This window comes from Enterococcus silesiacus, assembly GCF_001886225.1.
GTDB lineage: Bacteria > Bacillota > Bacilli > Lactobacillales > Enterococcaceae > Enterococcus_L > Enterococcus_L silesiacus.
Window position 1 is genome coordinate 151221 of sequence record NZ_JXLC01000006.1, and the last position, 25053, is coordinate 176273.

Here is a 25053-nt window from a genome sequence, read left to right on the forward strand (position 1 = left end):
TATGTCCTAACTTCCTTATTTTTATTAAAAAAATAAATTGACAAACCCTTGATTAATTCCCACAATGAAAGAAAGAACGATAAAATAATCGAGCGTAACATAGCTCAAGGGAATGTTGGGGGATTACATGAAGAAAATTTACGTAGTAGAAGACGATCTGCAAATTGCAGAAACGCTGGCATCTTTCTTAAGAAAGTGGGCTTTTGAAGTGCAGCTAGCAATTGATTTTCAAAATGTGGCAGAAGCTGTATTACGTTATCAGCCAGATCTAGTTTTAATGGATATCTCATTACCTTTGTATAATGGCTTCCATTGGTGTAGTGAATTGCGTAAACAAACAGATGTGCCAATTGTTTTTTTATCATCGGCTAACGATAATATGAATATTTTAATGGCAATGAATATGGGAGCAGATGATTTTATAGCGAAACCCTTTGACTTACAAATACTCGTTGCCAAAATCCAAGCGATTTTACGCCGAAGTGAAATGTTGCCGACAACACATTGCCTAAATTACCAAGGATTTGACTTAGATTTAGAGGCTTTTGAAGTTAGCTTGGAAGAACAAATAATCTCTTTAACAAAAAATGAAGCGAAAATTTTGGGAATGCTTTTTCAGCAACCAGAAAAATTGGTTCCTAAGGAAAAAATCATGGAAAAATTGTGGGAAAGTGAAGAATTTATCGATGCAAATACATTGTCCGTGAATATGACACGATTGAGGAAAAAAGTAGCTGCTATTGGTTTAGATAAACAAATCCATACAGAAAAAGGCAAAGGGTATCGTTTGGGAAAAGGAGAGTAGGTGGCATGAAATTATTTTTTCAGTACATACTCGATAAACGTTTAGCTATTTTTACTTATATAGGAATCATTGGGTTATTTGCTTCGACTTTTTTCCTCTATGAGATTCCATTGTTTGTTTACAGTGATGCGCTACTTTTTTCTGCGTTATTGATCGTAACGGTAATGACCATTCAATTTAGCTTTTATGCCAGAAAACACCGGCAGCTCCGAGAAGGGATTCAAGCACCTAAGTTGCAAAAATTTCAAAGAAACACAAGCTATTCTTTGTTAGAAAAAGATTATGAGCAGTTGCTTGTAGCACTTGAAAAAGAATATCGGGCGGATGTTGACGTACTTGAAGCCGCTAATCAGCAGTTAATGGATTATTATAGTATGTGGAGTCATCAGATCAAAACGCCAATTGCTGTGTTGAATTTGAAAATGCAGGAAAATGAGTTAGATCAGACGGTTTTAAGACAGGAACTGTTTAAAGTCGATCAGTATTTAGATATGATGCTGCAGTATTTGCGAATGAATCATACCGAAACCGATTTTGTCTTTGAAGAAATCAAGTTAGATCAATTAGTGAAAGATACCGTGAAGAAGTATGCTGTCTTTTTTATTCATAAGAACCTGTCATTTTCATTGGAACCGACAAATCAAATCATTATCAGTGATAAAAAATGGCTACAGTTTGTATTGGAGCAAGTGTTGTTTAATGCAATCAAGTATACAAATCAAGGTGGGATCAAGGTTTATATGAATAATGACACGCCGTTTGAGCTGATCATTGAAGATACAGGTATCGGTATTTTAGCTGAGGATGCTATTCGGGTCTTTGAGCGTGGCTACACAGGTTTTAACGGTAGAACGTATCAAAAAGCATCTGGTCTGGGCTTGTTTATGAGCAAAGAGATTTTGACTAAATTAGGGCATCAAATCTGTCTCACATCAGAGGTAGGAATTGGGACGAAGGTCAGGCTAGAACTTACCCAGAAAGTATTTGAAATGGAATGAGTAATTCCGTTATAGTTGAACCTTACCTCAATGTAAGGTTGGCAGTCGAAGTGTAAGTGTTCTTTGACTGCTTTTTTGTTTATAGTGAATCTATAGACAAATTATAGGCAGGAGCGATTGTAATGGCAATGTTAGAAGTGAACCATATCCAAAAGATTTATCAAACACGATTTAGCGGCAATCAAGTGACGGCATTAAAGGACGTTTCTTTTCAGGTAGAAGAAGGGGAATATATTGCAATTATGGGCGAATCAGGTTCGGGGAAAAGTACCTTACTGAATATTTTAGCCACCTTGGATATGCCGACAAATGGGACAGTTTTATTAAATGGAGAAAACATTACGGAGATACCTGAAGGAAAATTAGCTTCATTTCGCCGTAAAAACTTAGGCTTTGTATTTCAGGATTTTAATTTACTAGATAATTTTTCTGTCAAAGACAATATCTTTTTACCCCTAGTCTTATCTAAAGTTCCGGTGACTGAAATGAATCAACGGATCGAGCCTTTAGCTAAAATTTTGGGAATCGATCAGTTGCTAGAAAAATACCCTTATGAAATTTCTGGTGGTCAAAAGCAAAGAGTAGCTGCAGCGCGGGCATTGATCACAAGACCACAGCTAGTTTTAGCCGATGAGCCGACGGGCGCTTTGGATTCGAAAAGTTCTGAGAATTTGTTGCAATTATTTCAAGAAGTCAATCAACAAAATCAAACGATTGTAATGGTTACCCATAGTGCGATCGCAGCTAGTCATGCTAATCGGATTTTATTTATCAAAGATGGGCAAGTCTTTCACCAACTGTATCGAGGTCAAAAGACCCATGATGAGCTGTTGAGTGCTATTTCAAAAACAATGACGTCCTTGTTAGCGAAAGGAGTCTAAATCATGTTATATCTACGTTTAGCTTACAGTAATATCAAGAAAAATCGGACGGTGTATTTCCCTTTTTGTTTGGCAGCGATTTTTACGGTCGTTTTAAATATGATCATGCAGGTGATGGGGAATAATCAGGGGCTGGAGCATTTGCGAGGAGCTGAATCGCTTAAAGTGATGTTTAACTTAGGCGGTAAGATCATTATGATTTTTACAGTTGTTTTTACGTTTTACACGCATAGTTTTCTGATGAAGCGCCGTAAAAAGGAACTGGGCGTATACAATATTTTAGGTATGGATAAGAAAAATCTGACTGTGATGATGCTGTTTGAAAATCTGATTACTCTGTTTGTTACGCTGATCATCGGCCTCGTGACAGGTGCTATTTTCTCTAAATTGATGTTCTTGATTTTAAAACGTTTGACAGGTTTTGGTGCTGATTTTGTTTATGAGTTTTCTTTGGCATCTTTAGGTCAGGTGACGCTATTATTTTTAGGTATCTTTATGCTGACGTTTGTATACGATGCTTGGGAGGTTAGAAAAACCAAGCCGATTGAATTACTTGGACAAGCGAGTTCAGGAGAAAAAGAACCTAAGTCCAAATGGCTGTTTAGTCTAGTGGGTATTGCTTGTTTGGCTGTCGGCTATGGGATTTCGCTAACGATCAGTTCGCCAGTGGAAGCCTTAACACAGTTTTTTATCGCGGTAATTTTAGTCATCATCGGCACATATAGTATTTTTATTGCAGGTAGTATTACGCTATTAAAATTATTGAAAAAAAATAAAACATTTTATTATCGACCAAATAATTTTATCTCAATTTCTAGTATGATATTTCGGATGAAACAAAACGGAGCAGGTCTAGCAACGATTTCCATTTTATGTACAATGGCATTAGTAACGATTTCTTCTACTGTTTGCTTATATATTGGTCAGGAAAAAATCATTCAAAGTAGGAACCCATTTGAAAATTCTGTTGAAGTCGCTTTGCCTGTGGCGCAAACGAAGCAAGTTATCAATGAAGTGGTGAAGGGGCAAAATTCAGCAGTCAAAGGAACTAAATACGTCACACTTTCAGGTAATCTAGTAACAATGAAACAAGAGACAGATGTTTTTGTTCCTGTGAAAGAAGCTTTTTCAAATTATAGTAAAATTGTTGGTATTCGTTTTCTGGCGTTAAGTGAATACAATCGTTTGGAAGATACAACATTGACTTTAACCGAAAATGAAGTGTACGTGTATCCAGTTACGGGAAATTATGAAGAAAAAAGGATCAAGATCGGCAGTGAGGAGTTTGCAGTAAAAGGCACACTTGAACAGTTTGTGTTTGCGCCTAAAGAAGAGGATGCAGTGTTAGGTTCATTGATTCTTGTGGTACCAGATGAACGTGCAGATCCAACTTTTTATGGTGAGCTGGCAGAAGACTTTAACGAAGCGGTCTTTAAATTTGTTCCAGCTCCACTTCCCATAGTTAGTTTTGAATTAGCTGGGTCATTAGATCAGCGAATGAATATTACAAAGGCCTTGCAAGCAAGATTTCAGCAGCTGACATCAGGCGATGAAGAGTTACAACGCTCATTATCAGTTACTTCGATTGATCAAGATCGGGAAGAGATGCGTTCATTGTACGGCGGCTTTTTCTTCTTAGGGATCGTTTTTGGGGTGAGTTTCTTAGTAGCAACAACGTTGATCATCTATTATAAACAGGTCTCAGAAGGCAGTGATGATCGCGACCGTTTCATGATTATGCAAAAAGTAGGTCTAAGTCATAAGGAAGTCAAAAAAGCGATTCAACAGCAAATCATATTGGTTTTCTTTTTACCAATCATTGTCGCAGTGATTCATTTAAGCTTTGCCTTTCCGATCATTAAGAAATTACTGGTGATGTTTGGGCTGATGAATGCGAATCTTTTGACCATCATAACGATTATATGTGTATTGATTTTCTCATTAGGGTACTTTGTGATCTATTGGCGTACGTCAAAAGTGTATTATCAGCTAGTTGAGCGATAAAACTGGAAGCGTAGTGTAAAATAAAATTGGGTTCACTTTAATAGCTGTTAGTTCAATAAGCTAGTGAACAAGGAAAATTCTCTTCATTATCTAAAAATAGCAGACTGAAAATCGTAAAAAGGATTTTCAGTCTGCTATTTTATTTGTCGTAGTACTCAATAAGTTTCAGGCATTAATACTCTAATTCCTTAATGGCAATCGTCTGCTTTGTCTCTTCAATCTCAAGTCCGGTCTTATCTTCCCACCATTGCTTCATTTCACGCTCATAGGTTGTTGGAAAGACATTAACGACCTCGAGCATTGTTTTATGTTGCAAACGAGCATAGGGATAATTCAAAATCAGATTATACTTTAATTCTGTTAGTAAACTATAATATTGAAACAGCATATAGTGCAATTCTTCATCATTATTTCCCAACAACACGTTTGGCGATCGGTCCAACATAAAACCGAAACTACGCATCATAAATGTAAAAGCATCCATATGATCCGCTTCAATTTGTTCCACTTCACGTAATAATTTGATATGAGCATTCAATGCATCTGCTAAATCTTGTTTCAATAAATTTGGGTTTACCATAATAGTTCCTCCTGTTTAATGAAATAATTTATGCCAGAAACTCTGTTTGGGTTGTTCTGTTTGATTCGTTGAAGCTTGTTTCGGATATTTTTGTTCTATATCAATCGTTGGCTCATTGACCGCTTCTTTTGCAGTTAAAATCAATCCTAGAGCATCAGGTGTATTCTCAACAAAATCATTAACTACGGTAAATCTTATTTTTCGTTCGTTGATCAATTTAATATAAGCAGACTGTAGATCAATTGCCATTGCGCCGTTTAAAAGAACAGTTGCATCAGGATGTTGTTCAAGTTCTTTTAAAAAATTCGTTTTATTTTCTGCATTTTTCATTTGCGCAATCGTCATTGTTAGGTAACATCTTTCACGAAAGGTGCCCATATACTTGCGTTGTTCCTCTGGTTTTAGTAGCGGGGTGCCATACATTGCATTATCTAAATGTTTCTGTAAGTCATCTTGTGCCATTAATTATCTAACCTGCTTCCATATATTCTTATTTCAAATTATAGCACAGAACAAATAGAAAACGTTTGGTAAACCTGTATTTTCTTGCTAATTGAGAATGAACAAAAGCTAAAAAGGTATTGCTTTTCCTAAGATTTTCGCATAGACTAATAGGTAAGAATGAAAATCATTCTCAATTAGAAAAGCTGAACAAGCTCGCTCAGTTCTGACAGAAAAATAGGAAAACATGAGTGTGCCGCTTTTAGGCGCAAGCAGGTTTTATCTTTTTTCCGAAGAAGTAGCTTGTAAAGCTAGACAAAGAGAAAAGCTGAACAAGCTCGTTCAGTTCTGACAGAAAAATAGGAAAACATGAGTGTGCCGCATTTAGGCGCAAGCAGGTTTTATCTTTTTTCCGAAGAAGTAGCTTGTAAAGCTAGACAAAGAGAAAAGCTGAACAAGCTCGTTCAGTTCTGACAGAAAAATAGGAAAACATGAGTGTGCCGCATTTAGGCGCAAGCAGGTTTTATCTTTTTTCCGAAGAAGTAGCTTGTAAAGCTAGACAAAGAGAAAAGCTGAACAAGCTCGTTCAGTTCTGACAGAAAAATAGGAAAACATGAGTGTGCCGCATTTGGGCGCAAGCAGGTTTTATCTTTTTTCCGAAGATTTCATTCTAGCAAGTAGAAAAACGGAGCAAGTATATGAAAAAAATAGGCCTATTTGTTCTCTTACTCCTTTTGATTGTATCATCGATTTTTGTCGGAGTGAAAGATATTTCTCTGACACAATTATTTCAATGGGATTCACAGCAACAATTAGTATTGTTAACAACACGATTGCCACGAACAATTAGTTTGGTGATTGCTGGAAGTACGATCAGTATTTCCGGATTGATCATGCAACATTTAACACAGAATAAATTTGTTTCGCCAAGTACGGCAGGGACGATGGATAGTGCAAGGCTAGGGATTTTGGTTGTGATGATTTTCTTCCCCACAGCACCATTACTGTTTCGCTCCTTTATTGCTTTTTTGTTTGCCTTTGGCGGAACGTTAGCTTTTATTTATTTAACACGGTTTTTACCTGCAAAAAATCAAGTCATGATTCCACTGATCGGCGTGATGTTTGGGAATATCATAGGTTCAGTGGCGACATTTTTTGCGTATCAATTTCAACTTGTTCAAAATATGTCTTCCTGGCTACAGGGAAATTTTTCCACAGTAATGAAAGGCAATTATGAACTGCTTTATCTGACGATTCCGTTATTGATCGTGACGTATCTTTTTGCTTATCGCTTTACAGTAGTCGGAATGGGCGAAGATATGGCAACGAATCTGGGCTTGAATTATCAGCGTATTCAGTTGTTTGGTTTAGGGATCGTGGCATTATCCAGTGCCGTTGTCTTGATCATGGTGGGAAATATTCCGTTTTTAGGCGTGATCGTTCCTAATCTGGTGTCGATGCGCTATGGGGATCATATGAAAAATACACTGGCAATCACAGCCGTTGGTGGAAGTATCTTTTTACTAGCGTGTGATGTGTTAGCCCGTGTGGTGATTGCGCCATACGAAGTACCAGTAAGCGTGGTAGTAGGCGTGTTAGGCAGCTTTATCTTTATCGCATTATTGATGAGGAGGAAAACAGCATGAAAAAATTCTTCCAGTCATCAGCGGTGAAAATCATCTTGTTATTGATCGCCGTGATTGCGGTTTGTGCCTTGTACCTGTCATATAAAACATATGGAAATTGGGCCTTTGCTTTAGAGCTTAGAGGGAAAAAATTACTGGCTTTTGTTTTTGTGGGAATTGCTGCAACATTTTCAACGATCAGTTTTCAAACGATGACACAGAATCACTTTTTGACGCCGAATATTTTAGGTTTAGATTCGTTGTATGTATTTATTCAAACCTTGTTGTTCTTCTTTTTAGGTGGGCAACAGCTTTTAGGCAATGAAACGATTGCTACGTTTATTTTGAATGTTTTGCTAATGGTAAGTGCAAGCATTCTGTTGTCTCGTTTTTTATTGAAAAAAGGCGGGAACGATCTGTTTTTATTATTGATGATCGGGATTATCTTAGGGACATTTTTCAATAGTATCAGTACGTTTCTACAAGTTGTGATGGACCCAAATGAATATGATTTACTGCAAGGGAAATTATTTGCCAGTTTTGGTAATGTGAATAGTCAGCATCTGCTGATTGCAGGGATTTTGATCACGTTTTTGGTGGGCTTCTTATGGATAAAAAGTCATGCGTTAGATGTTTTGCATTTAGGCAATGAGCAAGCAACTAGCTTAGGAATCAATGTTCCGAGATTTCAGTTTGTATTACTGACCGTCATTAGTGGATTGATTGGATTGTCCACTGCTTTGGTAGGCCCAGTGACGTTTCTAGGGTTTATTGTAGCAAATATGAGCTATCAGCTGATGGGTACCTATCGGCATCGTGAGTTATTTTTAGGCGGTAGTTTATTGTCGATCTTATTATTAGTATTTGGGCAGTTTCTTGTAGAACAAGTGTTTCAGTTGAATACGACGTTAAGTATTGTGATCGAATTTGGCGGCGGTGTTTATTTTGTCGGAAAGATTATTAGTGAAAGGAAGCAGCGCAGATGATCGAAATCAAAAATGTTTCAAAAAGATATGGTGAAAAGATTGTTGTTTCAGAGGTCCAATTGCCGATTACAGAGCAAAAATTAACAGCTTTTATCGGACCAAATGGAGCAGGGAAAAGTACGCTGCTTTCAATGATGAGCCGCTTGATTCCTAAAGACACAGGGGAGATTTATTTAGATCACAATGAAGTAAAAACGTGGAAACAAAGTGAACTGTCTAAAAAGCTATCGATTTTAAAACAAACGAATGGCATTAATCTAAAAATCACTGTTAGAGAGTTAGTTAATTTTGGGCGTTTTCCTTATAGTAAAGGACGTTTGAAAAAAGAAGATCATGAAAAAGTCGAAGAAGCGATGGAAAATCTTGGGTTGCTGGATTTGGCAGATGAATTGATCGATACATTGTCAGGTGGACAACTACAGCGAGTGTATATTGCAATGGTTTTAGCGCAGGATACGGATTATATTTTGCTAGATGAGCCATTGAACAATCTAGATATGAATTTTGCCGTTCAAATGATGCAGACCTTACGACGTTTGGTGGATGAATTTGGTAAAACCGTCATCATCGTGTTACATGACATCAATTTTGCAGCGAGCTACGCAGATGAGATCGTCGCAATGAAAGATGGTCGACTATTTACCCATGGTAGTACCGATGATATTATCCAATCCGAAGTTTTGAATAAACTTTACGATATGAATATCCGAATTTGTGAGATCGAAGGAAAAAGATTTTGTATGTATTTTAACTAGAAAAGCGGAGAGCGTTGCTCAGCTCTTGAGCAAATTAGGAAAATCATTCAAAGGTGTTTTTTACCTTTGAAATGATTTTGTCTATTTGCCGAAAGAGCTAGCGCTCGAAGCTAGATCATAAGAAAAGCGGAACACGTTTGCTCAGGCTTTGAGCAATATAAGAATAAAAATTTTAGCAGAGTTTTTTTCTCTGCGAATTTTTATTCGTTATTGCCGAAAAGGCTAACGTGTGCAGCTGGATCAAGAAAAGCGGAACAAACTTTTTAATCTATGGTAGAAAAATTTAAAAACATTAATTAAACTGGGGGAAATAAAATGAAAAAGAAATTTTTAGCATTAGCAACTGTATCAATGATCGCACTCCTTACTTTAGGTGCATGTGGCAACAACGGCAACAAAGCAACAGGCGGTTCAGCTTCGAAAGAATCAAGTTCAGATGCAGCAACAACGATCACAGTAAACGATTCAAATGGTTCAGTAGAAGTACCTAAAAACCCTAAAAAAGTCGTTGTTTTTGATAATGGCTCATTGGATACGATGGACGTATTAGGTGTTGGTGATACAGTTGTTGGTGCGCCAACAAAAAACTTGCCTAAATATTTAGATAGCTACAAAAAAGTAGAATCAGCTGGCGGCATCAAAGAACCAGATTTAGAAAAAATCAATCAACTAAAACCAGACATGATCATTATTTCTGGTCGCCAACAAGATTTCCAAGATAAATTAAGCAAAATCGCTCCAACTATTTATCTCTCTGTAGATGCTAAAGACACATGGAATTCTACAAAGAAAAATATTGAAACATTAGCTGAAATTTTCGATAAAAAAGATGAAGCAAAGACAAAAATTGCTGATTTAGAAAAAGAAATTGCCGATGTTAAAGAAAAAGCACAAGCAAGTGATGACAAAGCGTTAGTTGTTTTAGTAAATGAAGGACAGCTTTCAGCGTATGGCACAGGTTCTCGTTTCGGTATCGTGCATGATACATTCGGCTTCAAGCAAGCAGATGATGCCATTGAAGCCTCAACTCATGGGCAAAGTGTTTCTTATGAATATGTTTTAGAAAAAAATCCAGATATCTTATTTGTTGTTGACCGTACAAAAGCAATCGGTGGCGATGATACCAACGATAATGTAGAAAGCAATGAATTAGTAAAACAAACCAATGCTGGGAAAAATGGCAAAGTAATTTCTTTACAACCTGACGTTTGGTACTTAAGTGGTGGTGGTTTAGAGTCTACACACTTGATGATTGAAGATGTACAAAAAGCATTGAAATAAAGAAAAACGTTGTAATAATAAAGAAAAACATCAACCTAAATTCAATTCTATAACGTATAGAAATACGTGAAGAGAATCGGTTGATGTTTTTTTGTTTGCTAAAAATAAGGATATCATTGATTTGAATCTATCTTCAATGATTTTTTAGAAGAGAATAGTTGCTCGCGTAGTAAGAGTCTACCTAGTTTTCAGTTGATTCAGAGTATTACAACTTTTTTTAATTAATTCGAACAACGCTATCTAAATCGAGGGATGTGGAAAGATAAATAAAGTGACTAGGATGTGACTCGCAGCGTTATATCCCAGCCACGCATGTAAAGCGATTCTTTTTTACGTATAAGAGTTTTTTACTAGCTAGAATAGGCTAGAGGTATTTGAATAATATCCTCCTGATTGATGTAAAGATTGTCTCCCGATAGCTGGAGATATTCATTGTTTAATCGATCAACAATGATTTTTTTTCCCGTATCGCTATGAAAAACATACCGCTGGATATTTCCTAAATTAATGGTTTCTTCTAACGTAACGGGTATTTTGATCGCTTTTTCAATGGTTTCCAATTGAATCAATTCAGGTCTCAGGTAGTAAACAAAGCGATTTCCATTGCCTGAAAAATGATCTGTGTAGGCAGCTAACTCCAACCAGTCAAACTTATTGTAATTTCCTATAAATTCAGCAACAAAGGCATTATCTGGTTTTTGGTAAAGGACTTCAGGTGTTGAAACTTGTGAAACACGTCCAGCTTCCAGTACAAAAATTCGATCGCTGATCCTCATCGCTTCTTCTTGATCGTGGGTTACAAAAATCATTGTCATCTTTAATTCCTGCTGAATCTTTCGGATATCTTGCTGTAGTTGTTTTCTGATCCGAGCATCAAGAGCACTTAATGGTTCATCTAACAATAATACTTTCGGTTCGGTCACAAGTGAACGGGCTAAAGCAACCCGTTGTTTTTGTCCGCCTGATAGTAACTGTACATTTTTGTCTGCATGCTCGGTCATGTTCACTAAGTTTAGAATTTTAAATACTTTTTCATTAATCTCTTCAGACTTCATTTTTTTGATCTTTAAGCCAAATGCTACATTATCGAACACGGACATTGTAGGAAATAGTGCGTAGTTTTGAAATACAAAACCAATATTTCGATCTTTGGTAGGTATTGCTTGGATTTCTTGACCATCTAATAGTATGCTTCCTGTTTTTGGCTGTTCTAACCCTGTAATGCAGCGAAGCAAGGTTGATTTACCACAGCCGCTAGGACCCAACAATGTTACTAATTCACCTTCATTTATAGAGATGTCATCAATAGCTAATACTTGATTTTCACCAAAGAAAAGTGTGACATCACGAATGTTCAAGAACATTATCTACAACAACTCCTTTTTCTAAAGTTCTACTTTGCCTGTTATAGCGTTGCTTGATTGGCACGACTTGTTTTTTTTGTCGATTGGTCATAACAAAAGTCAGTAATGCAATGATTAGTATAAACAGAAAATAAAGAACGATGACAGCGCTGGATAAATGTCCATTTTCATTCATTCTCCGTAGCATATAGATCCGAACGGTTTCAAATCTACCTCCGATCAAAAGATTCGTTAACAGATACTCACCAAATACCGAGGAGAAGATCATTAAGGAGACTAAGATGGTTCCCGTTCGGATTGTTGGGAAAAGCACACGAAGTATGATCATAGGTGTAGGTGCTCCTAAAGTCGAAGCGGCTTCAAGCAACTCTTTCATATTAATCAAACGCATCTGGTTTGTAATACCAAGAAAAACTATCGGCAGTGCGGAAATAAATAAAGCGCCAATCAATACAAAAAACATTGGAATGGATGTTTTTGAATAGGTGCGCAATAGGGCTGTGACTAGAATCACTCCTGGAATTGCGTAAGGTAGTAAAACCAATTTTTCCATTATCTGACTAACACGAGGGAGAAAAAGATTGATCCAAATAATACTAGGTACCATAATGCCTAAAATAGTTAATAAGACAAGTACTGATAGTAAAAAAGAACGCCCAACGGCTGCTAAAAAAGTAGGATCATTAAATAATTGTTGAAACCATTTAAACGTGAAGTCATCAGGCAGTAGTGATTTTGACCATTTCGTTGAGCTTGCGTACAGAACCGTGCCTATTAGCGGTAGTAAGTAATAAAGAGAAAAACAGGCTAAAATAATTGCTATAGCGGCTTTTTTCACTTGTTTTTTACCATTCCTTTCCATTGGACACTAATCATCGTTAAAATAAGAATTAAACCAAACAGTACAGCTAAGGCACTTCCAAGATTTGGCTTGGCAAAAACATCTCCAGAAACCAGAGCCGCAATCCGAACGGTTAGAAGATTAATATTATTGCCAGTTAAAGCATAAGCTGTTTCATAAGTGCCCATGCCATTAGCGAACAAAATGACAAAGGTGCTGGCAATAGAAGGTTTTAAAAACGGAAAGGCAACTTTACGCCATGCATACCAGCTCGATCCGCCTAACAAGGAGACCGATTCAAGCCATTCCTTTTTTACTTCTTTGATACTGGGATATAAAAAGAGAATACCTAAAGGAATCTGAAAGTAAACGTACACAATGGTCAAGCCTACCCATGAATATAGATTAAAGCTAGCTAAAATTGGAATCATTAGTTTAAGAACGCCTACGTTTCCTAGTAAAATAATAAAAGAAAAAGCTAAAGGAATACCAGCAAAATTAGCTGCCAAGTTTGAGATAGAGGCCACCTTTTCTTGTATATGTGTAGATAAACTCAAAAGGCAAAGACATAATAAAAATGTTCCGATTAAGCCTAAAATACTGGAAGCTAATGCAATTAACAAGCTGTTAACAAAAGCCTGATTATAATATGCATTCTTGAAAATTTCTGTGTAATTTGTAAAAGTCCATTGATTCGTTAAATCAGATCGAAAACTGCCTATTAACATCAAAGATAATGGAATAAATAGGAAAGAAACAAACAAAACACCTAGAGGCAATACGGGTAAATGTTTTTTCATATACGCTATTCCTCCCATAGATGCTGAATATCTTTCATTGTTTCAGCAGGAGCAATACCTAATAAGAAACTGCATAAAGGTGCGATTTCTAATTGACTGAGTTCTTCTGAAGAGATCAATTGACTTTTTTTAGAAAAAAGATAAAATGGGACTTTTCGATGACCTTCAAGACTTCCGCCATGTAGACCAAACCCATCCATACCATGATCAGCTGTGACAATCACTTGATACCCTTTTGCGATCCAGTCGGGTAAAGACTCAGCTAATAAAAGATCCGCTCGATTCACTGCTCCTTGATACTCTTTAGATGTTGCTGTGTACTTATGACCAGTGTCATCAATATTCATTGAATGAACCACCATAAAATCAGGTTGATACGAGTTCAGTAAATAATGAGCATCTGCAAATAAATGTGAATCTGGATACGTATCATCGCTATAGAAAATCCCTTGTTGGATGAGGCGGGAGGGATCATTTTGCATGCGGTCTGTTTTTATATTGTAAGGAGCTTGATTGTATAACTCGCTGAACCAAAAGTAAGCAGCTGCACTAGTTTTTCCGCCAGCCTGAGTGACTAGATCAAATAATGATACGTGCTCTGAACGTTGACAGCTAAGGTTGCTATAAATTTTGTTTTGATAGGTTGGTACACCGGTCATTAGTACTTCATAAAGAGGACGAGAATTACTGGGCATTTCTGCACGAACCTGAAATAAGCGACCTTGCTTGTGTTCAATTAAATGATTCAAGAAGCCGAGTTGCTCAAGCGCGGTATCATAGCGACAGCCATCTAAAATAACCAAGATCAGCTTATCTAATGATTCATTTTGCATAAGTTAGCACCTCTGATTGCCATAATTCTGGAAGCGCGGCTGAAGTGTTATCCCAAACCTTATTATCTTTTACAGGAACAGCTGCTTGATACGCTGAATCAGGTAATAGTTTTTCTTCCACTTCTTTTGGCAGTTTCACTGAACGAATTGGTCGTGCATATCCGCGAGCCAGATTAATTTGCCCTTCATCAGATAAAATATATTCTCGAGCAAGTTTCGCGGCATTCGGATGAGGAGCATTTTTGTTAATAATTGTTGTGTAGCCACTGATAACTGAACCATCTGTTGGAACGGCTATATCAAAACGGGAAGGCTCAATTTGGTCGCGATAATTCAGTCCATTGAAATCCCACATTACAGCAACGTCAATTTCGCCTTTTTCAAGATTTGCAACACTTGCATCAACGGTAGATAATCGTCCATTTTCAGCAATCTTTTTAAAATAATCCAACCCCGGCTGAATATCTTTTTCACTGCCACCATTTGCGATTGCAGCTGCTAATACTGAAAATTGGGCTTGGTTTGCCGTTGCAACATCGCCGATACTCACTTTGTACTTTCCACTTAACAATTCTTTCCAACTCTTAGGGGCCTCTTTAACATTATTTTTATCCGTCATAAAAGAAATGGTTCCTGTATAACTTAATAACCAGTCACCATCTTTATCTTTTGCCCAATCTGGGATGTCCTTCCAGTAGCTTGTTTTATATGGTAGAGTCAGTCCCTTACTCTTAGCAAGTGGCCCAAAACTAATCCCAACATCACCGATATCGGCTGTCCCACTTTTTCCTTCCGAATCAAATTTTGCTAATTCCTCTGCGCTGGACATGTCTGTATCAACATGGCTGATCCCATATTTTTTTTCAAGATCTTGCCAAGTACCCACCCAGTTTGCCCAGGTATTAGGCATTCCAACACTTGCAATAGAGCCCTCTTTTTTTGCTTTTTCAGTAATCACTTCTAATGTATCATCAGAAACAGCTTGTGACGTTTCTGTTTTGCTTGAACCACATCCTACAGCTAATAAACTAAAACACAGTAACCCAGTTGAACCTAAAATAAACTTTTTCAATTTTTTCTGACACCTCTTTCATTTGATTACTTGGATCATAACAAACGCTTGTTAATCACATGTAAATTTATCGTAAAGAGCAAGTAAATAACGTAAAAATTTTGTTTTTAATAAAAAAAATGAAACAGAACAGTTACAATATATTGATTTTCCTGTATGCTAAAGATAATGAGAAGGAGGCTATAATGATGAATTATTATGATCAGCATGTGCATACTTATTTTTCTTTTGATTCAGAAGAAGTATTTGAAAACTATTTGAAAAATGAACCCGATTTTTTTGTTTCAACGGATCATTTTGATTTGAAAAATCCTTATTCCAATTTCAGAGATGATATTCCAGATTACCAAGCCTATCTAAAAAAATTAAAGGAATTAACTCAGGTAGTCCCAAAGACTGAATTTTTAAAAGGAATTGAAATTGGGGTTGTTCCAGGTCAAGAAGCGATGATCAAAGAATACCTTAGTCAGCGCCCATATGATGTGAAAATCATGAGTATTCATCAAAATGGTCGATTTGATTACATGGACGATGCTGTTTTAGCGAAAGGAAAATATATTGTAGCCAAGGAATACTTTCAACAGATGTCAACTGTCTTAGATTCTTTTTTTGAAGGAGATATTTTGGCTCATTTTGATTATGGATTAAGGCGATTTGATTTTACTGTTAAAGAGTTACAAGAAAACTATGAAGACCTTTTGATAGAAATTTTCAAAAAGGTCATTGACTTAGAGATGGCAGTTGAGTTAAATGCTAAAAGTTTTCTTAAATACAATAATGCAGAGCTTTATGCTTACGCGATGCCGCTATATGTAAGCTTAGGGGGAAAAGAATTTACCTTAGGGTCGGATGCTCACGTGGCTGCAGATTATCAAAACGGTTTTCATGAAATGTCTTTGCTGCTAAAAAATATAGGTATAGATAAATTGACCGTTTTTCAAGGGAAAGAACGTTTTGTAACAGAGCTTCCGACAATAACGATGAGCTAGTACTGGGTACAAGCAAAAAATGTTGCTTCATTTTTATAAACCCATATTGACGCTGATTCTGCTTTTATGCTACAATCCATATAATACATTATCTATTAAAATTAAATGTGAAGATAAGGAAAGTATTTTTCAGATAACTCAAAGAGAGTCTCGACTGGTGGAAAGAGACAGTGAATATGGAAAAGAAAATGGCCTTTGAACAAATTGATCGAACACGCTGAGATCAATTCAGGTGCGCCTGTTATAGCGCCTCAGTATGTTTGTACTGAAAGAGTGGACTTTTTATAAAGTCAATTGAAGGTGGTACCGCGAAAGTTTAAAACTCTCGTCCTTTTATGAGGATGAGAGTTTTTTTGCTGTTCATCACTACACTTCGTTTCGATCTCATTGTTGTAAATCACGAAGAACAAAGTGATTCAATGATGAACAGCACAAGGCGTGCAAAGGGAGAGAAGTTACATCTATCTTCATCGATACTCAGCTTTTCTGACATCTACACAAACATGGTAGGAGTAGTTAATGTATACAGATACTGAAGGGGGAAACAAAATGAAGAAAAAATTATTAGTCGCAAGTGTAGTATTAACGGGATTATTACTAGCAGCATGTGGCGGTAGCAACGACAAAAAAGAGACAACCAAAAGCGAAGACGGGACGATCGCAGCGAGTCAGAAAATTGAAATCAGCTCACCGGCACCACTTTCAACATTAGATACGACACAAACAATGGACAAAAACACCTTTACGATCGTTCAGCATCTTTTTGAAGGGCTATATCGGTTTGATGATGATAGTACACCGATTCCGGGATTAGCAGAAAAAGTCGATATTAGTGAAGACGGCTTAACATATAAATTTACACTAAAAGATGATATAAAATGGAGCAATGGTGAGCCAATCACCGCACAAGATTTTCTTTATTCATGGGAAAAACTAGTAACACCAGCAACAATCGGCCCAAATGCTTATTTGTTAGATAATGTGAAAAACAGTAAAGCAATCCGTAATGGTGAAAAATCTATTGACGAAATTGGTCTTTCAGCCCCAAGTGAGAAAGAATTTGAAGTCCAATTAGAACAAGCGCAACCATCATTTTTAGCAGTTGTTTCAATAGGTTGGTTAGCACCGCAAAATCAGGCTTATGTTGAAAAACAAGGAAAAGAGTATGCGGCAGATAGCGACCATTTGATTTACAGCGGACCATTCATCTTAACCGATTGGGATGCTTCATCCGATACATGGACATTAAAGCAAAATCCTGACTACTATGATGCTGATAAAGTGAAACTAGAAGAAGTCAAAGTGAATACAATCAAAGAAGAAAATACAGGAATCAATTTATATCAATCAAATGAATTAGATTTGACTCGAATCAGTGGTCAGTATGTTCAACAATATAGCGACGATGCGGGTTATGTAACGCATTCAGATGTAGCAAACAATTATTTGGACTTCAATAAAAAAGAAGGAACGGCCCTTGCGAATATTCATTTACGAAAAGCAATCGCTCAATCAATCGACAAAGACGCCTTAACAAAGAGTGTACTAAACGATGGCTCAAAACCATTGAACGGTTTGATTCCAAGTGATTTATACAAAAATCCTGAAACCTCTGAAGACTTTAGAAAATTTAGCGGTGACCATTTAGTTCATGATGTGAAAAAGGCGCAAGTTGAGTGGGAAAAAGCCAAAGCTGATTTAGGGGACAAAATTAAACTATCACTATTGGTTTCAGATGATGATAACGGAAAAAAAATCTCTGAATACGTTCAAAGCCAGTTACAAGAAAATTTAAAAGGCTTAGAAATCACGATCAATGCACAACCAAAAAATAATCTATTGCAAACACGTAAAGATAAAGACTATGAACTTTCATTGTCGGGGTGGATCGCTGGTAGTAGTGATTTAGATTCATATTTTAACTTATATGCTGGAGAATCTGCCTATAATTATGGTTCATACAGAAATGCTAACTATGATAAGTTGATTACAGATGCACGTACGGTCAATGCAAATACGCCGAATAAACAATTTGATGACTATAAAAAAGCTGAAGATATTTTATTGGATCAAGATGCTGCTCAAGTACCGCTTTACCAAAGTGCGTCTAACTACTTGATCAATCCAAAAATCAAAGGAATCAGCTATCATTTGTATGGGGATTATTTCAATCTGAGAACGGCTTATTTAGAAAATTAACCAGTTTTGCGAATTTGTTGAAATGAGGAGTAAAATAATGAGTCAACTATTAGAACGATTTATCCGATATGTCAAAGTCAACACGCGCTCTGATGCTGCCAGTCAGGCAGTTCCCACAACACCTGGACAAGTGGATTTTGCAAGAATCATTGAAAAAGAATTAGCAGAAATTGGACTTTCTGATATTCATTATAATGAGGGCAACGGCTTTTTAACAGCTGTTTTACCAGCAACAACAAATGAAGAAGTACCAACAATCGGGTTTATTGCTCATTTGGATACAGCAGATTATAATGCTAATAACATTCAGCCAAACATTTTTCCAAATTATAATGGTCAGGATGTTGTACTGAATGAAGCACTAGGAATCATCATGGCAACTGAAGAGTTTCCCAATCTGCAAGATTATGTCGGTCAAACCTTGATCACAACAGATGGAACGACCTTGTTAGGAGCGGATGATAAAGCGGGAATCGTAGAAATTCTAGCTGCAGTCGAGTATTTACTAGCGCACCCTGAAATTCCTCATGGAAAAGTATTGCTAGCTTTTGGCCCAGATGAAGAAATTGGACGTGGCGCAGATCGTTTTGATGCGGCGAATTTTCCTGCAGCATTTGCTTATACAATAGATAGCGGCAGAGTCGGTTGCTTTGAATATGAAACATTCAATGCGGCGCAAGCGGTGATCACGATCGAAGGAACCAGTGTTCATCCAGGAACAGCATATGGCACGATGGTCAATGCCATCAAATTGGGTGAGAGAATAGATGCTCAATTGCCAAAAGATGAAGTGCCAGAAAAAACACAAGGTCATGAAGGGTTTTATTTACTGACAAAATTTGTTGGAAGTTTGGATCATGCTGAGTTGACATATATCATTCGAGACCATGATAAGGAATTGTTCCAACAAAGAAAACAAGCACTTGCTCAAATTGTCAGCGAATTAAATAAATCATTCGACAAAGAACGGATCACGATAGAATTTCTAGACCAGTATTACAACATGAAAGAGATTATCGAAAAAGATCTGACACCTGTAGAGCTTGCTGTTAAAGCGATGGAAAATCTAGGAATCAAACCGGATATTCAACCTTTCCGTGGTGGAACAGATGGTTCTAAAATTTCATTTATGGGTATTCCAACCCCCAACTTGTTTACAGGCGGGGAGAATTTCCATGGACAATACGAGTTTATTACGCTTGAAGCAATGGAACTAGCAGCGAAAACAATTGTCGAAATCATCAAGGAAAACGTTGGTAAATCAAAGATTTAAGAGAAAAAGTCAATTTTTATATAAAAAATAGTTGACAACATTAGGGTTTTCCAATATGATTGTCCTCAATAGCAAAGCTTTGAGAAAGAGGAGTAACAACACTGGAACTTTTCAGAGAGCTGATGGGACTGCGAATCAGTAAGGGATGGGTTGTGAATGGACTTTCGAGCGAAATGTTGAATCTCAGTAGGCATTTTCGGGAACTCCCGTTATAGAGTAAGGTCGTTGATAGACGACTGATAAGAGGAAAGAATTTCTTTCAACCTTGAGGTGGCACCGTGAATTTTTCGCCCTCAAACCACAGATTTTGTGTGGTTTGGGGGCTTATTTTATTGTAAAGCGTGAAAAAAAAGTGGTTTACAGTAAAAGGTGTGCTAAGAGGGAGAAGTAACTTTACCAGGGATCACTACACGCTCTGAACCAAATCGGTTAATAGTGGACAGAAGTCCTAAGGTTACTTAAAAAGAAATACACTTTTCATTGAGGTGGTACCGTGGATACTATTATTCGCCCTCACAAAACAGATAAAATTCTGTTTTGTGAGGGCTTTTTGCTGTGAATCACCACGACTGGCTTCGCCAGAGTGGATGATGAATAGTACTTGGCGAGCAGAGCGAGAGAAGTCACCTTACTAGTGAATCACGATACTGCGTTTCAATCTCCACACTATCTAAGAGCTAAAGCACTAAGAATTAAAGGCCTACGATTGTTTTTTCCAGAGTAGATGATGCACAAAGGCATGCAAAGAGAGAGAAGTCACCATACTAGTGAGAATCACTACACAGCAATACGATCTCATCAAACTCCAAAACAAACAAAAACTAGAAAAGAGGAAATCATATGCAATTGATCAAAGAAATCCAAGCCGACTATCTAACAGCGGTATCCGCATTCTTAAGAATCCATGGGACAAACAAATGCCTTTTAGAAAGTATTCCTAGAGATAAAAGCAAAGGGCGTTATTCGATCATTGCTTGGGATGCCGTTTCTGAAATCACTTGTTTTGGTCACCAACTAACGATTGATGGACAAACCAATACGGTAAAAGATCCATTAAAAGAAATCGAAAAATATGTATTGAAGAAAGAAGAACTCGTAAAAGAACTGCCTTTCCAAGGTGGTGCGATCGGTTATGTCGGCTATGATGTGCTTGCCTGCTATGAAGATTTAGGCAAGCTGCCATTTGATGAATTGAATGTTCCTGATATCCACTTTTATCTATTCGATTCCTATTTGATTTTTGATCATGTCGGTGAAAAAATCTTTTTAGTCGAAGCTGACACTTACTCAAATCGAAGCGAAGAAGCATTAAACGAAGCCATCAAGCAAAAAATAAACGAATTGCAAACGCCTAACGTAGAAGAACAAAAAGTAATCCATTTAAAAAAGCTGAACTACCAAAGCAACTTTACCAAAGAAAGCTTTGAACAAGTAGTTACCAAAGTAAAAGACTATATCAAGCAAGGTGATCTATTCCAAATGGTCCCTTCACAACGTTTAACAGCTGATTTTGAAGAAGAGCCGTTTGATTATTACCGCAGATTACGAGTCACTAATCCATCAACCTATCTGTATTTTTTAGATTTTGGTGAAACGTATGTGATCGGCTCTTCACCAGAAAGTCTAGTCAGTGTCAAAAATCAAATCGTAACAACAAATCCAATTGCCGGAACACGTAAACGAGGGCAAACAGTGGAACAAGATTTGACATTAGAACAAGAGCTACTCACCGATGAAAAAGAACGCGCAGAGCATTTAATGTTGATTGATTTAGGACGAAACGATGTAGGGAGAATTAGTGAAATTGGATCTGTCGAAGTTCCCGTTTATATGATTGTTGAAAAGTATCGCTTTGTAATGCATCTAGTTTCAGTCGTAACTGGCAAACTAAAACCAGAATTGACCGCAATGGATGCCCTAAAAGCAACGTTACCCGCTGGAACAGTCAGTGGCGCGCCAAAAATTAGAGCAATGCAACGGATTTACGAAATCGAGCCAGTTAAACGAAATATCTACGCAGGGGCCGTTGGTTACTTATCTAAAAATGACCAAGCCGATTTTGCCATTGCAATAAGAACGATGGTCATCCGTAAAAATAAAGCCTATGTACAAGCAGGAGCGGGTATCGTTTATGATTCTGACCCTACGAAAGAATATGAAGAAACGTTGCAAAAGGCCAAAGCACTTTTGGAGGTGGGAAAATGATTTTACTGATCGATAATTATGATTCATTTACACATAATCTGGCTCAATTACTTGGCTTTGAACAGGACGTAACCATTGTCCGCAATGATTCAGACGATATTTTTAGATTAGTAGAACAAGCCACAGCGATCGTCATTTCACCAGGTCCTGGAACGCCGACAGAGACGGGGCATGTAAAAGAAGTAATCAAACAATTTTATCAAAGCAAACCCATGTTAGGCATTTGCTTGGGGCATCAAACGATTGCAGAAGTGTTTGGTGCTCAGGTAATAATAGCGAAAGAAGTTCGGCACGGGAAACAATCAGTGATCAAGGTCAATCGGAATAATCAACTGTTTAAAGGCACTCATTTTGAAAACACTGTTATGCGTTATCACTCTTTAGTCATCGATCAACAAACGCTACCAAAAGAATTTATGATTACAGCATTAGCAGCGGATGATCAGGAAATTATGGCAATCGAACATCAAGAATACCCGATTTTTGGTCTTCAATTTCATCCCGAATCGATCGGTACACCAAGTGGAGCCATAATCATCAAAAATTTTATCCAACTAATGGAGGAAAAACGCTATGCACGAACTATTTGAGAAGGTATACAAGAATGAACACCTAACACGTTTAGAAGCAGAGCAAGTAGCCGAAAAAATCTTTGAAGGTCAATTAACGGATAGCCAAATTGCAGCCTTTTTAACAGCACTAAAATGCAAAGGCGAAACGGCTGAAGAAATGGCTGGAATCGCCGATACGATTCAAAAAAAGGCCGTAATGATCGATTGTCAAAAAGAAAATGTGATGGACAATTGTGGAACAGGCGGGGATCGCTCAGGCAGTTTTAATATTAGTACAACAGCGGCATTTGTGTTAGCTGCGGGCGGCGTAACGGTTGCCAAACATGGTAATCGCAGTATTTCTAGTAAGTCGGGCAGTGCAGATATTTTTGAGTGTTTAGGTGTAGATATCAACTTGTCACCAGAAAAAACAAGTCTGATCCTTAATGAAGTGGGACTGGCCTTTCTATTTGCCCCCCATATGCATCCAAAAATGAAATATGTCATGAAAGTCCGGAAAGAATTAGGAACACCAACCATTTTAAATTTGATCGGTCCATTAACCAATCCAGTCGCACTGACTTCACAATTAATGGGTACTTATCGTCGCGATTTATTGGAAGAAACGGCAAAAACGTTGAGTGAATTGGGTCGCAGTCGTGCAGTAGTTGTTAACGGAGCAGGTGGTTTGGATGAAGCTTCCCTTGCAGGAACGACACATTTTGCCTTATTAGAAGATAACCAAATCACGATGCATACGATCGAACCAGAAGAATTTGGGTTTGCGCGTCTTCCTTTAGAGGCCATTCGTGGTGGTAATGCGAAACAAAATACAGAAACGCTATTGTCTGTTTTAAAGAATCAAGCAAGCCCTTATTTGGATACAGTGTTATTGAATGCTGGATTAGGATTTTTCAGTAATGGTAAAGTGGGAACAATTCAAGAAGGAATTGTATTAGCGAAAGAATGTGTGGCAAGTGGAGCCGCTTTTTATAAACTAGAACAGCTGATCCAAGTGCAAAAGGAGGTTGCTTAAGATGGATTTTCTAGAAAAAATTATCAATGCCAAACAACAAGAAGTAAAAGAGTCACCCATAGAAATAGTTCAACCACTGCGAGAAACATACTCGTTTTATCAACAAGTCAAAGAACATCCTGAGAAAATGCATATCATTGGAGAAGTCAAACGAGCATCACCATCTAAAGGTGCAATCAATTTGTCAGTCAATGTCATCGATCAGGCAAAAGCCTATGAGCAAGCAGGCGTTACGGCTATTTCAGTATTGACAGACGAACATTTCTTCAAAGGATCGATTGAAGACCTGCGCCAAGTTGCGGCACAAGTGAGTATTCCAGTTTTATGTAAGGATTTTATCATTGATGAAAAACAACTTATTCGAGCAAGAAATGCTGGCGCGACGATCGTTTTATTGATCGTTGCAGCATTGTCTAAGCAAAAGTTAAAAGAACTATATACAAAAGCCATTGAACTGGGGTTAGAAGTACTTGTGGAAGTTCATGATGAACAAGAGCTAAGACGCGCAGAAGAATTGTCGGCGCAACTGATCGGTGTGAATAATCGCAATTTGAAAACATTTAAGGTTTCGCTAGATGTTAGTCAAACCCTAGGTGAAAAACAAGAAACAGATGCGGTTTACATTAGTGAATCAGGTTTTTCAACGGCTGAACAAGTCAAACTGGTAAAAGAAAATTATCAAGCCGTTTTAGTAGGCGAAGGATTAATGAAAACCAATGATCCTAAAGAAAAGGTCAAAGAATTGCAGGTTTTGCGATGAAAGTCAAAATTTGCGGATTAAAAACGAAAGAACACGTTGATTTAGCAGTGAACTTTGGTGCAGATTATCTTGGCTTTGTTTTTGCAGAGAGTAAACGTCAAATTACACCTGAAAAAGCAAAAGAAATCACGAGAAATGTACCAAAAGAAGTTAAAAAAGTTGGGGTCTTTGTTTCGCCTAGTTATGCAGAAGTTGAAACCGTCATTCAGCAAGCTAATCTTGATATCGTGCAGATCCATGGTATTTTAATGACAGAAAAATTGTCAGTTCCAGTCATTCGGGCAATACCTGTTAATAAGGCAATACAAGAAACCCTTAGACAAGAACCAGAGACAGATTTTCTGCTTTTTGATGCACCACCACAGGAGTTTGTCGGTGGTAACGGTCAAGTCTTTGATTGGCAGCAATTAGATACGAGCCTCATTAAAAATAGAAAAATAATTATTGCAGGAGGCTTAACTACTGAAAATGTTCTGCAAGCTAAGCGAAGATTCAATCCTTACGCCGTTGACGTGTCCAGTGGAGTAGAGACAAATGGCGTAAAAGATCCTGAAAAAATCATTGCTTTTCTAAAGAAAGTTACTTAGCTTTATGAGTCAGTATCTCGGAAAAAAGATAAAACCTGAATGTGGTAAAGAGGACCACTTTCATGTTTTCCTATTTTTCGTCGATACTAAGCGGCCCATTCAGCTTTTATATTATCTAGCTTTACGGGCTAGCCTTTCGGAAAAAAGATAAAATCTGAATGTGGTAAAGAGGACCACTTTCATGTTT

At 37.4% G+C, this 25053-nt stretch carries 23 protein-coding genes and 2 other annotated features; of the genes, 16 read left to right on the plus strand and 7 right to left on the minus strand.

The window, feature by feature from the left end; all coding sequences use genetic code 11:
- Positions 1–127: 127 nt before the first annotated feature.
- From RV15_RS06160 to RV15_RS06175, 4 genes are all read left to right on the plus strand, one after another.
- Positions 128–805, plus strand: coding sequence for a response regulator transcription factor (locus RV15_RS06160; protein WP_071877175.1), 678 nt, complete (start codon positions 128–130; stop codon positions 803–805).
- A 5-nt stretch (positions 806–810) separates the two neighbouring features.
- Entirely contained in the window at positions 811–1803 is a 993-nt protein-coding gene (locus RV15_RS06165) for a sensor histidine kinase (protein WP_071877176.1), read from the plus strand.
- Between the two features lie 122 nt (positions 1804–1925).
- On the plus strand, positions 1926–2684 hold the full coding sequence (locus RV15_RS06170) for an ABC transporter ATP-binding protein (protein WP_071877177.1): 759 nt from the start codon (positions 1926–1928) through the stop codon (positions 2682–2684).
- 3 nt (positions 2685–2687) lie between these two features.
- Positions 2688–4688 (plus strand): ABC transporter permease, encoded by a 2001-nt coding sequence (locus RV15_RS06175; protein ID WP_071877178.1) that lies wholly within the window; start codon positions 2688–2690, stop codon positions 4686–4688.
- A 172-nt stretch (positions 4689–4860) separates the two neighbouring features.
- On the opposite strand, the gene RV15_RS06180 is transcribed toward RV15_RS06175, so the two are convergent.
- Together RV15_RS06180 and RV15_RS06185 are read right to left on the minus strand one after the other, a co-directional pair.
- Positions 4861–5268 (minus strand): hypothetical protein, encoded by a 408-nt coding sequence (locus RV15_RS06180; RefSeq protein ID WP_071877179.1) that lies wholly within the window; start codon positions 5266–5268, stop codon positions 4861–4863.
- Positions 5269–5283: 15 nt separating this feature from the next.
- The gene (locus RV15_RS06185; protein ID WP_071877180.1) at positions 5284–5730 is read right to left on the minus strand and encodes a YueI family protein; all 447 of its coding nucleotides are present in this window, start codon (positions 5728–5730) and stop codon (positions 5284–5286) included.
- 677 nt (positions 5731–6407) lie between these two features.
- On the opposite strand from RV15_RS06185, the gene fitA reads away from it, so the two are divergent.
- The 4 genes from fitA (at position 6408) to fitD (ending at position 10356) form a co-directional block, all read left to right on the plus strand.
- On the plus strand, positions 6408–7355 hold the full coding sequence (gene fitA, locus RV15_RS06190; RefSeq protein ID WP_071877181.1) for an iron chelate ABC transporter permease FitA: 948 nt from the start codon (positions 6408–6410) through the stop codon (positions 7353–7355).
- Complete coding sequence (gene fitB / locus RV15_RS06195) at positions 7352–8320, plus strand: iron chelate uptake ABC transporter family permease subunit FitB (protein WP_071877182.1); 969 nt, start codon at positions 7352–7354, stop codon at positions 8318–8320. Before fitA ends, fitB begins: the two co-directional genes overlap by 4 nt.
- Positions 8317–9075 (plus strand): iron chelate ABC transporter ATP-binding protein FitD, encoded by a 759-nt coding sequence (gene fitC, locus RV15_RS06200; RefSeq protein ID WP_069639184.1) that lies wholly within the window; start codon positions 8317–8319, stop codon positions 9073–9075. Before fitB ends, fitC begins: the two co-directional genes overlap by 4 nt.
- 315 nt (positions 9076–9390) lie before the next feature.
- The gene (gene fitD, locus RV15_RS06205; protein WP_071877183.1) at positions 9391–10356 is read left to right on the plus strand and encodes an iron chelate ABC transporter substrate-binding protein FitD; all 966 of its coding nucleotides are present in this window, start codon (positions 9391–9393) and stop codon (positions 10354–10356) included.
- A 350-nt stretch (positions 10357–10706) separates the two neighbouring features.
- Here the strand turns inward: fitD and RV15_RS06210 are convergent, their stop codons facing one another.
- Genes RV15_RS06210 through RV15_RS06230 form a run of 5 tightly spaced genes read right to left on the minus strand, consistent with a single transcriptional unit; the run spans position 10707 to position 15266 of the window.
- Positions 10707–11720, minus strand: a complete 1014-nt coding sequence (locus RV15_RS06210) for an ABC transporter ATP-binding protein (RefSeq protein ID WP_071877184.1) — start codon at positions 11718–11720, stop codon at positions 10707–10709.
- Positions 11701–12558 carry an ABC transporter permease gene (locus RV15_RS06215; protein ID WP_245791260.1) on the minus strand — a complete coding sequence of 286 codons (858 nt, stop codon included), beginning with the start codon at positions 12556–12558 and terminating at the stop codon, positions 11701–11703. Before RV15_RS06215 ends, RV15_RS06210 begins: the two co-directional genes overlap by 20 nt.
- On the minus strand, positions 12555–13361 hold the full coding sequence (locus RV15_RS06220) for an ABC transporter permease (protein WP_071877186.1): 807 nt from the start codon (positions 13359–13361) through the stop codon (positions 12555–12557). Before RV15_RS06220 ends, RV15_RS06215 begins: the two co-directional genes overlap by 4 nt.
- Before the next feature lie 5 nt (positions 13362–13366).
- Complete coding sequence (locus RV15_RS06225) at positions 13367–14194, minus strand: alkaline phosphatase family protein (RefSeq protein ID WP_071877187.1); 828 nt, start codon at positions 14192–14194, stop codon at positions 13367–13369.
- Positions 14184–15266: an ABC transporter substrate-binding protein gene (locus tag RV15_RS06230; RefSeq protein WP_071877188.1), complete on the minus strand. Its 1083-nt coding sequence runs from the start codon at positions 15264–15266 to the stop codon at positions 14184–14186. The genes RV15_RS06225 and RV15_RS06230 overlap by 11 nt, the downstream gene beginning before the upstream one ends.
- Before the next feature lie 188 nt (positions 15267–15454).
- Here RV15_RS06230 and RV15_RS06235 point away from each other — a divergent pair, with 188 nt between their 5' ends.
- The 8 genes from RV15_RS06235 to RV15_RS06270 all read left to right on the plus strand — a co-directional run bounded on the left by RV15_RS06235 (position 15455) and on the right by RV15_RS06270 (position 24866).
- On the plus strand, positions 15455–16255 hold the full coding sequence (locus RV15_RS06235; protein WP_071877189.1) for a PHP domain-containing protein: 801 nt from the start codon (positions 15455–15457) through the stop codon (positions 16253–16255).
- 101 nt (positions 16256–16356) lie between these two features.
- Positions 16357–16591: a binding site (T-box leader), on the plus strand.
- Positions 16592–16804: 213 nt separating this feature from the next.
- Positions 16805–18454 carry a peptide ABC transporter substrate-binding protein gene (locus tag RV15_RS06240; RefSeq protein ID WP_071877202.1) on the plus strand — a complete coding sequence of 550 codons (1650 nt, stop codon included), beginning with the start codon at positions 16805–16807 and terminating at the stop codon, positions 18452–18454.
- Positions 18455–18476: 22 nt separating this feature from the next.
- Complete coding sequence (gene pepT / locus RV15_RS06245) at positions 18477–19727, plus strand: peptidase T (RefSeq protein ID WP_281246825.1); 1251 nt, start codon at positions 18477–18479, stop codon at positions 19725–19727.
- 70 nt (positions 19728–19797) lie between these two features.
- Positions 19798–20025: a binding site (T-box leader), on the plus strand.
- Between the two features lie 542 nt (positions 20026–20567).
- A complete protein-coding gene (gene trpE, locus RV15_RS06250) occupies positions 20568–21932 on the plus strand; it encodes an anthranilate synthase component I (protein ID WP_071877191.1) in 1365 nt (454 codons plus the stop codon).
- Entirely contained in the window at positions 21929–22522 is a 594-nt protein-coding gene (locus RV15_RS06255; protein WP_071877192.1) for an anthranilate synthase component II, read from the plus strand. Before trpE ends, RV15_RS06255 begins: the two co-directional genes overlap by 4 nt.
- Positions 22506–23519: an anthranilate phosphoribosyltransferase gene (gene trpD / locus RV15_RS06260; protein WP_071877193.1), complete on the plus strand. Its 1014-nt coding sequence runs from the start codon at positions 22506–22508 to the stop codon at positions 23517–23519. Before RV15_RS06255 ends, trpD begins: the two co-directional genes overlap by 17 nt.
- A gap of 1 nt (position 23520) precedes the next feature.
- On the plus strand, positions 23521–24279 hold the full coding sequence (trpC, locus tag RV15_RS06265) for an indole-3-glycerol phosphate synthase TrpC (protein WP_071877194.1): 759 nt from the start codon (positions 23521–23523) through the stop codon (positions 24277–24279).
- Entirely contained in the window at positions 24276–24866 is a 591-nt protein-coding gene (locus RV15_RS06270) for a phosphoribosylanthranilate isomerase (RefSeq protein ID WP_071877195.1), read from the plus strand. Before trpC ends, RV15_RS06270 begins: the two co-directional genes overlap by 4 nt.
- Positions 24867–25053 lie beyond the last annotated feature (187 nt).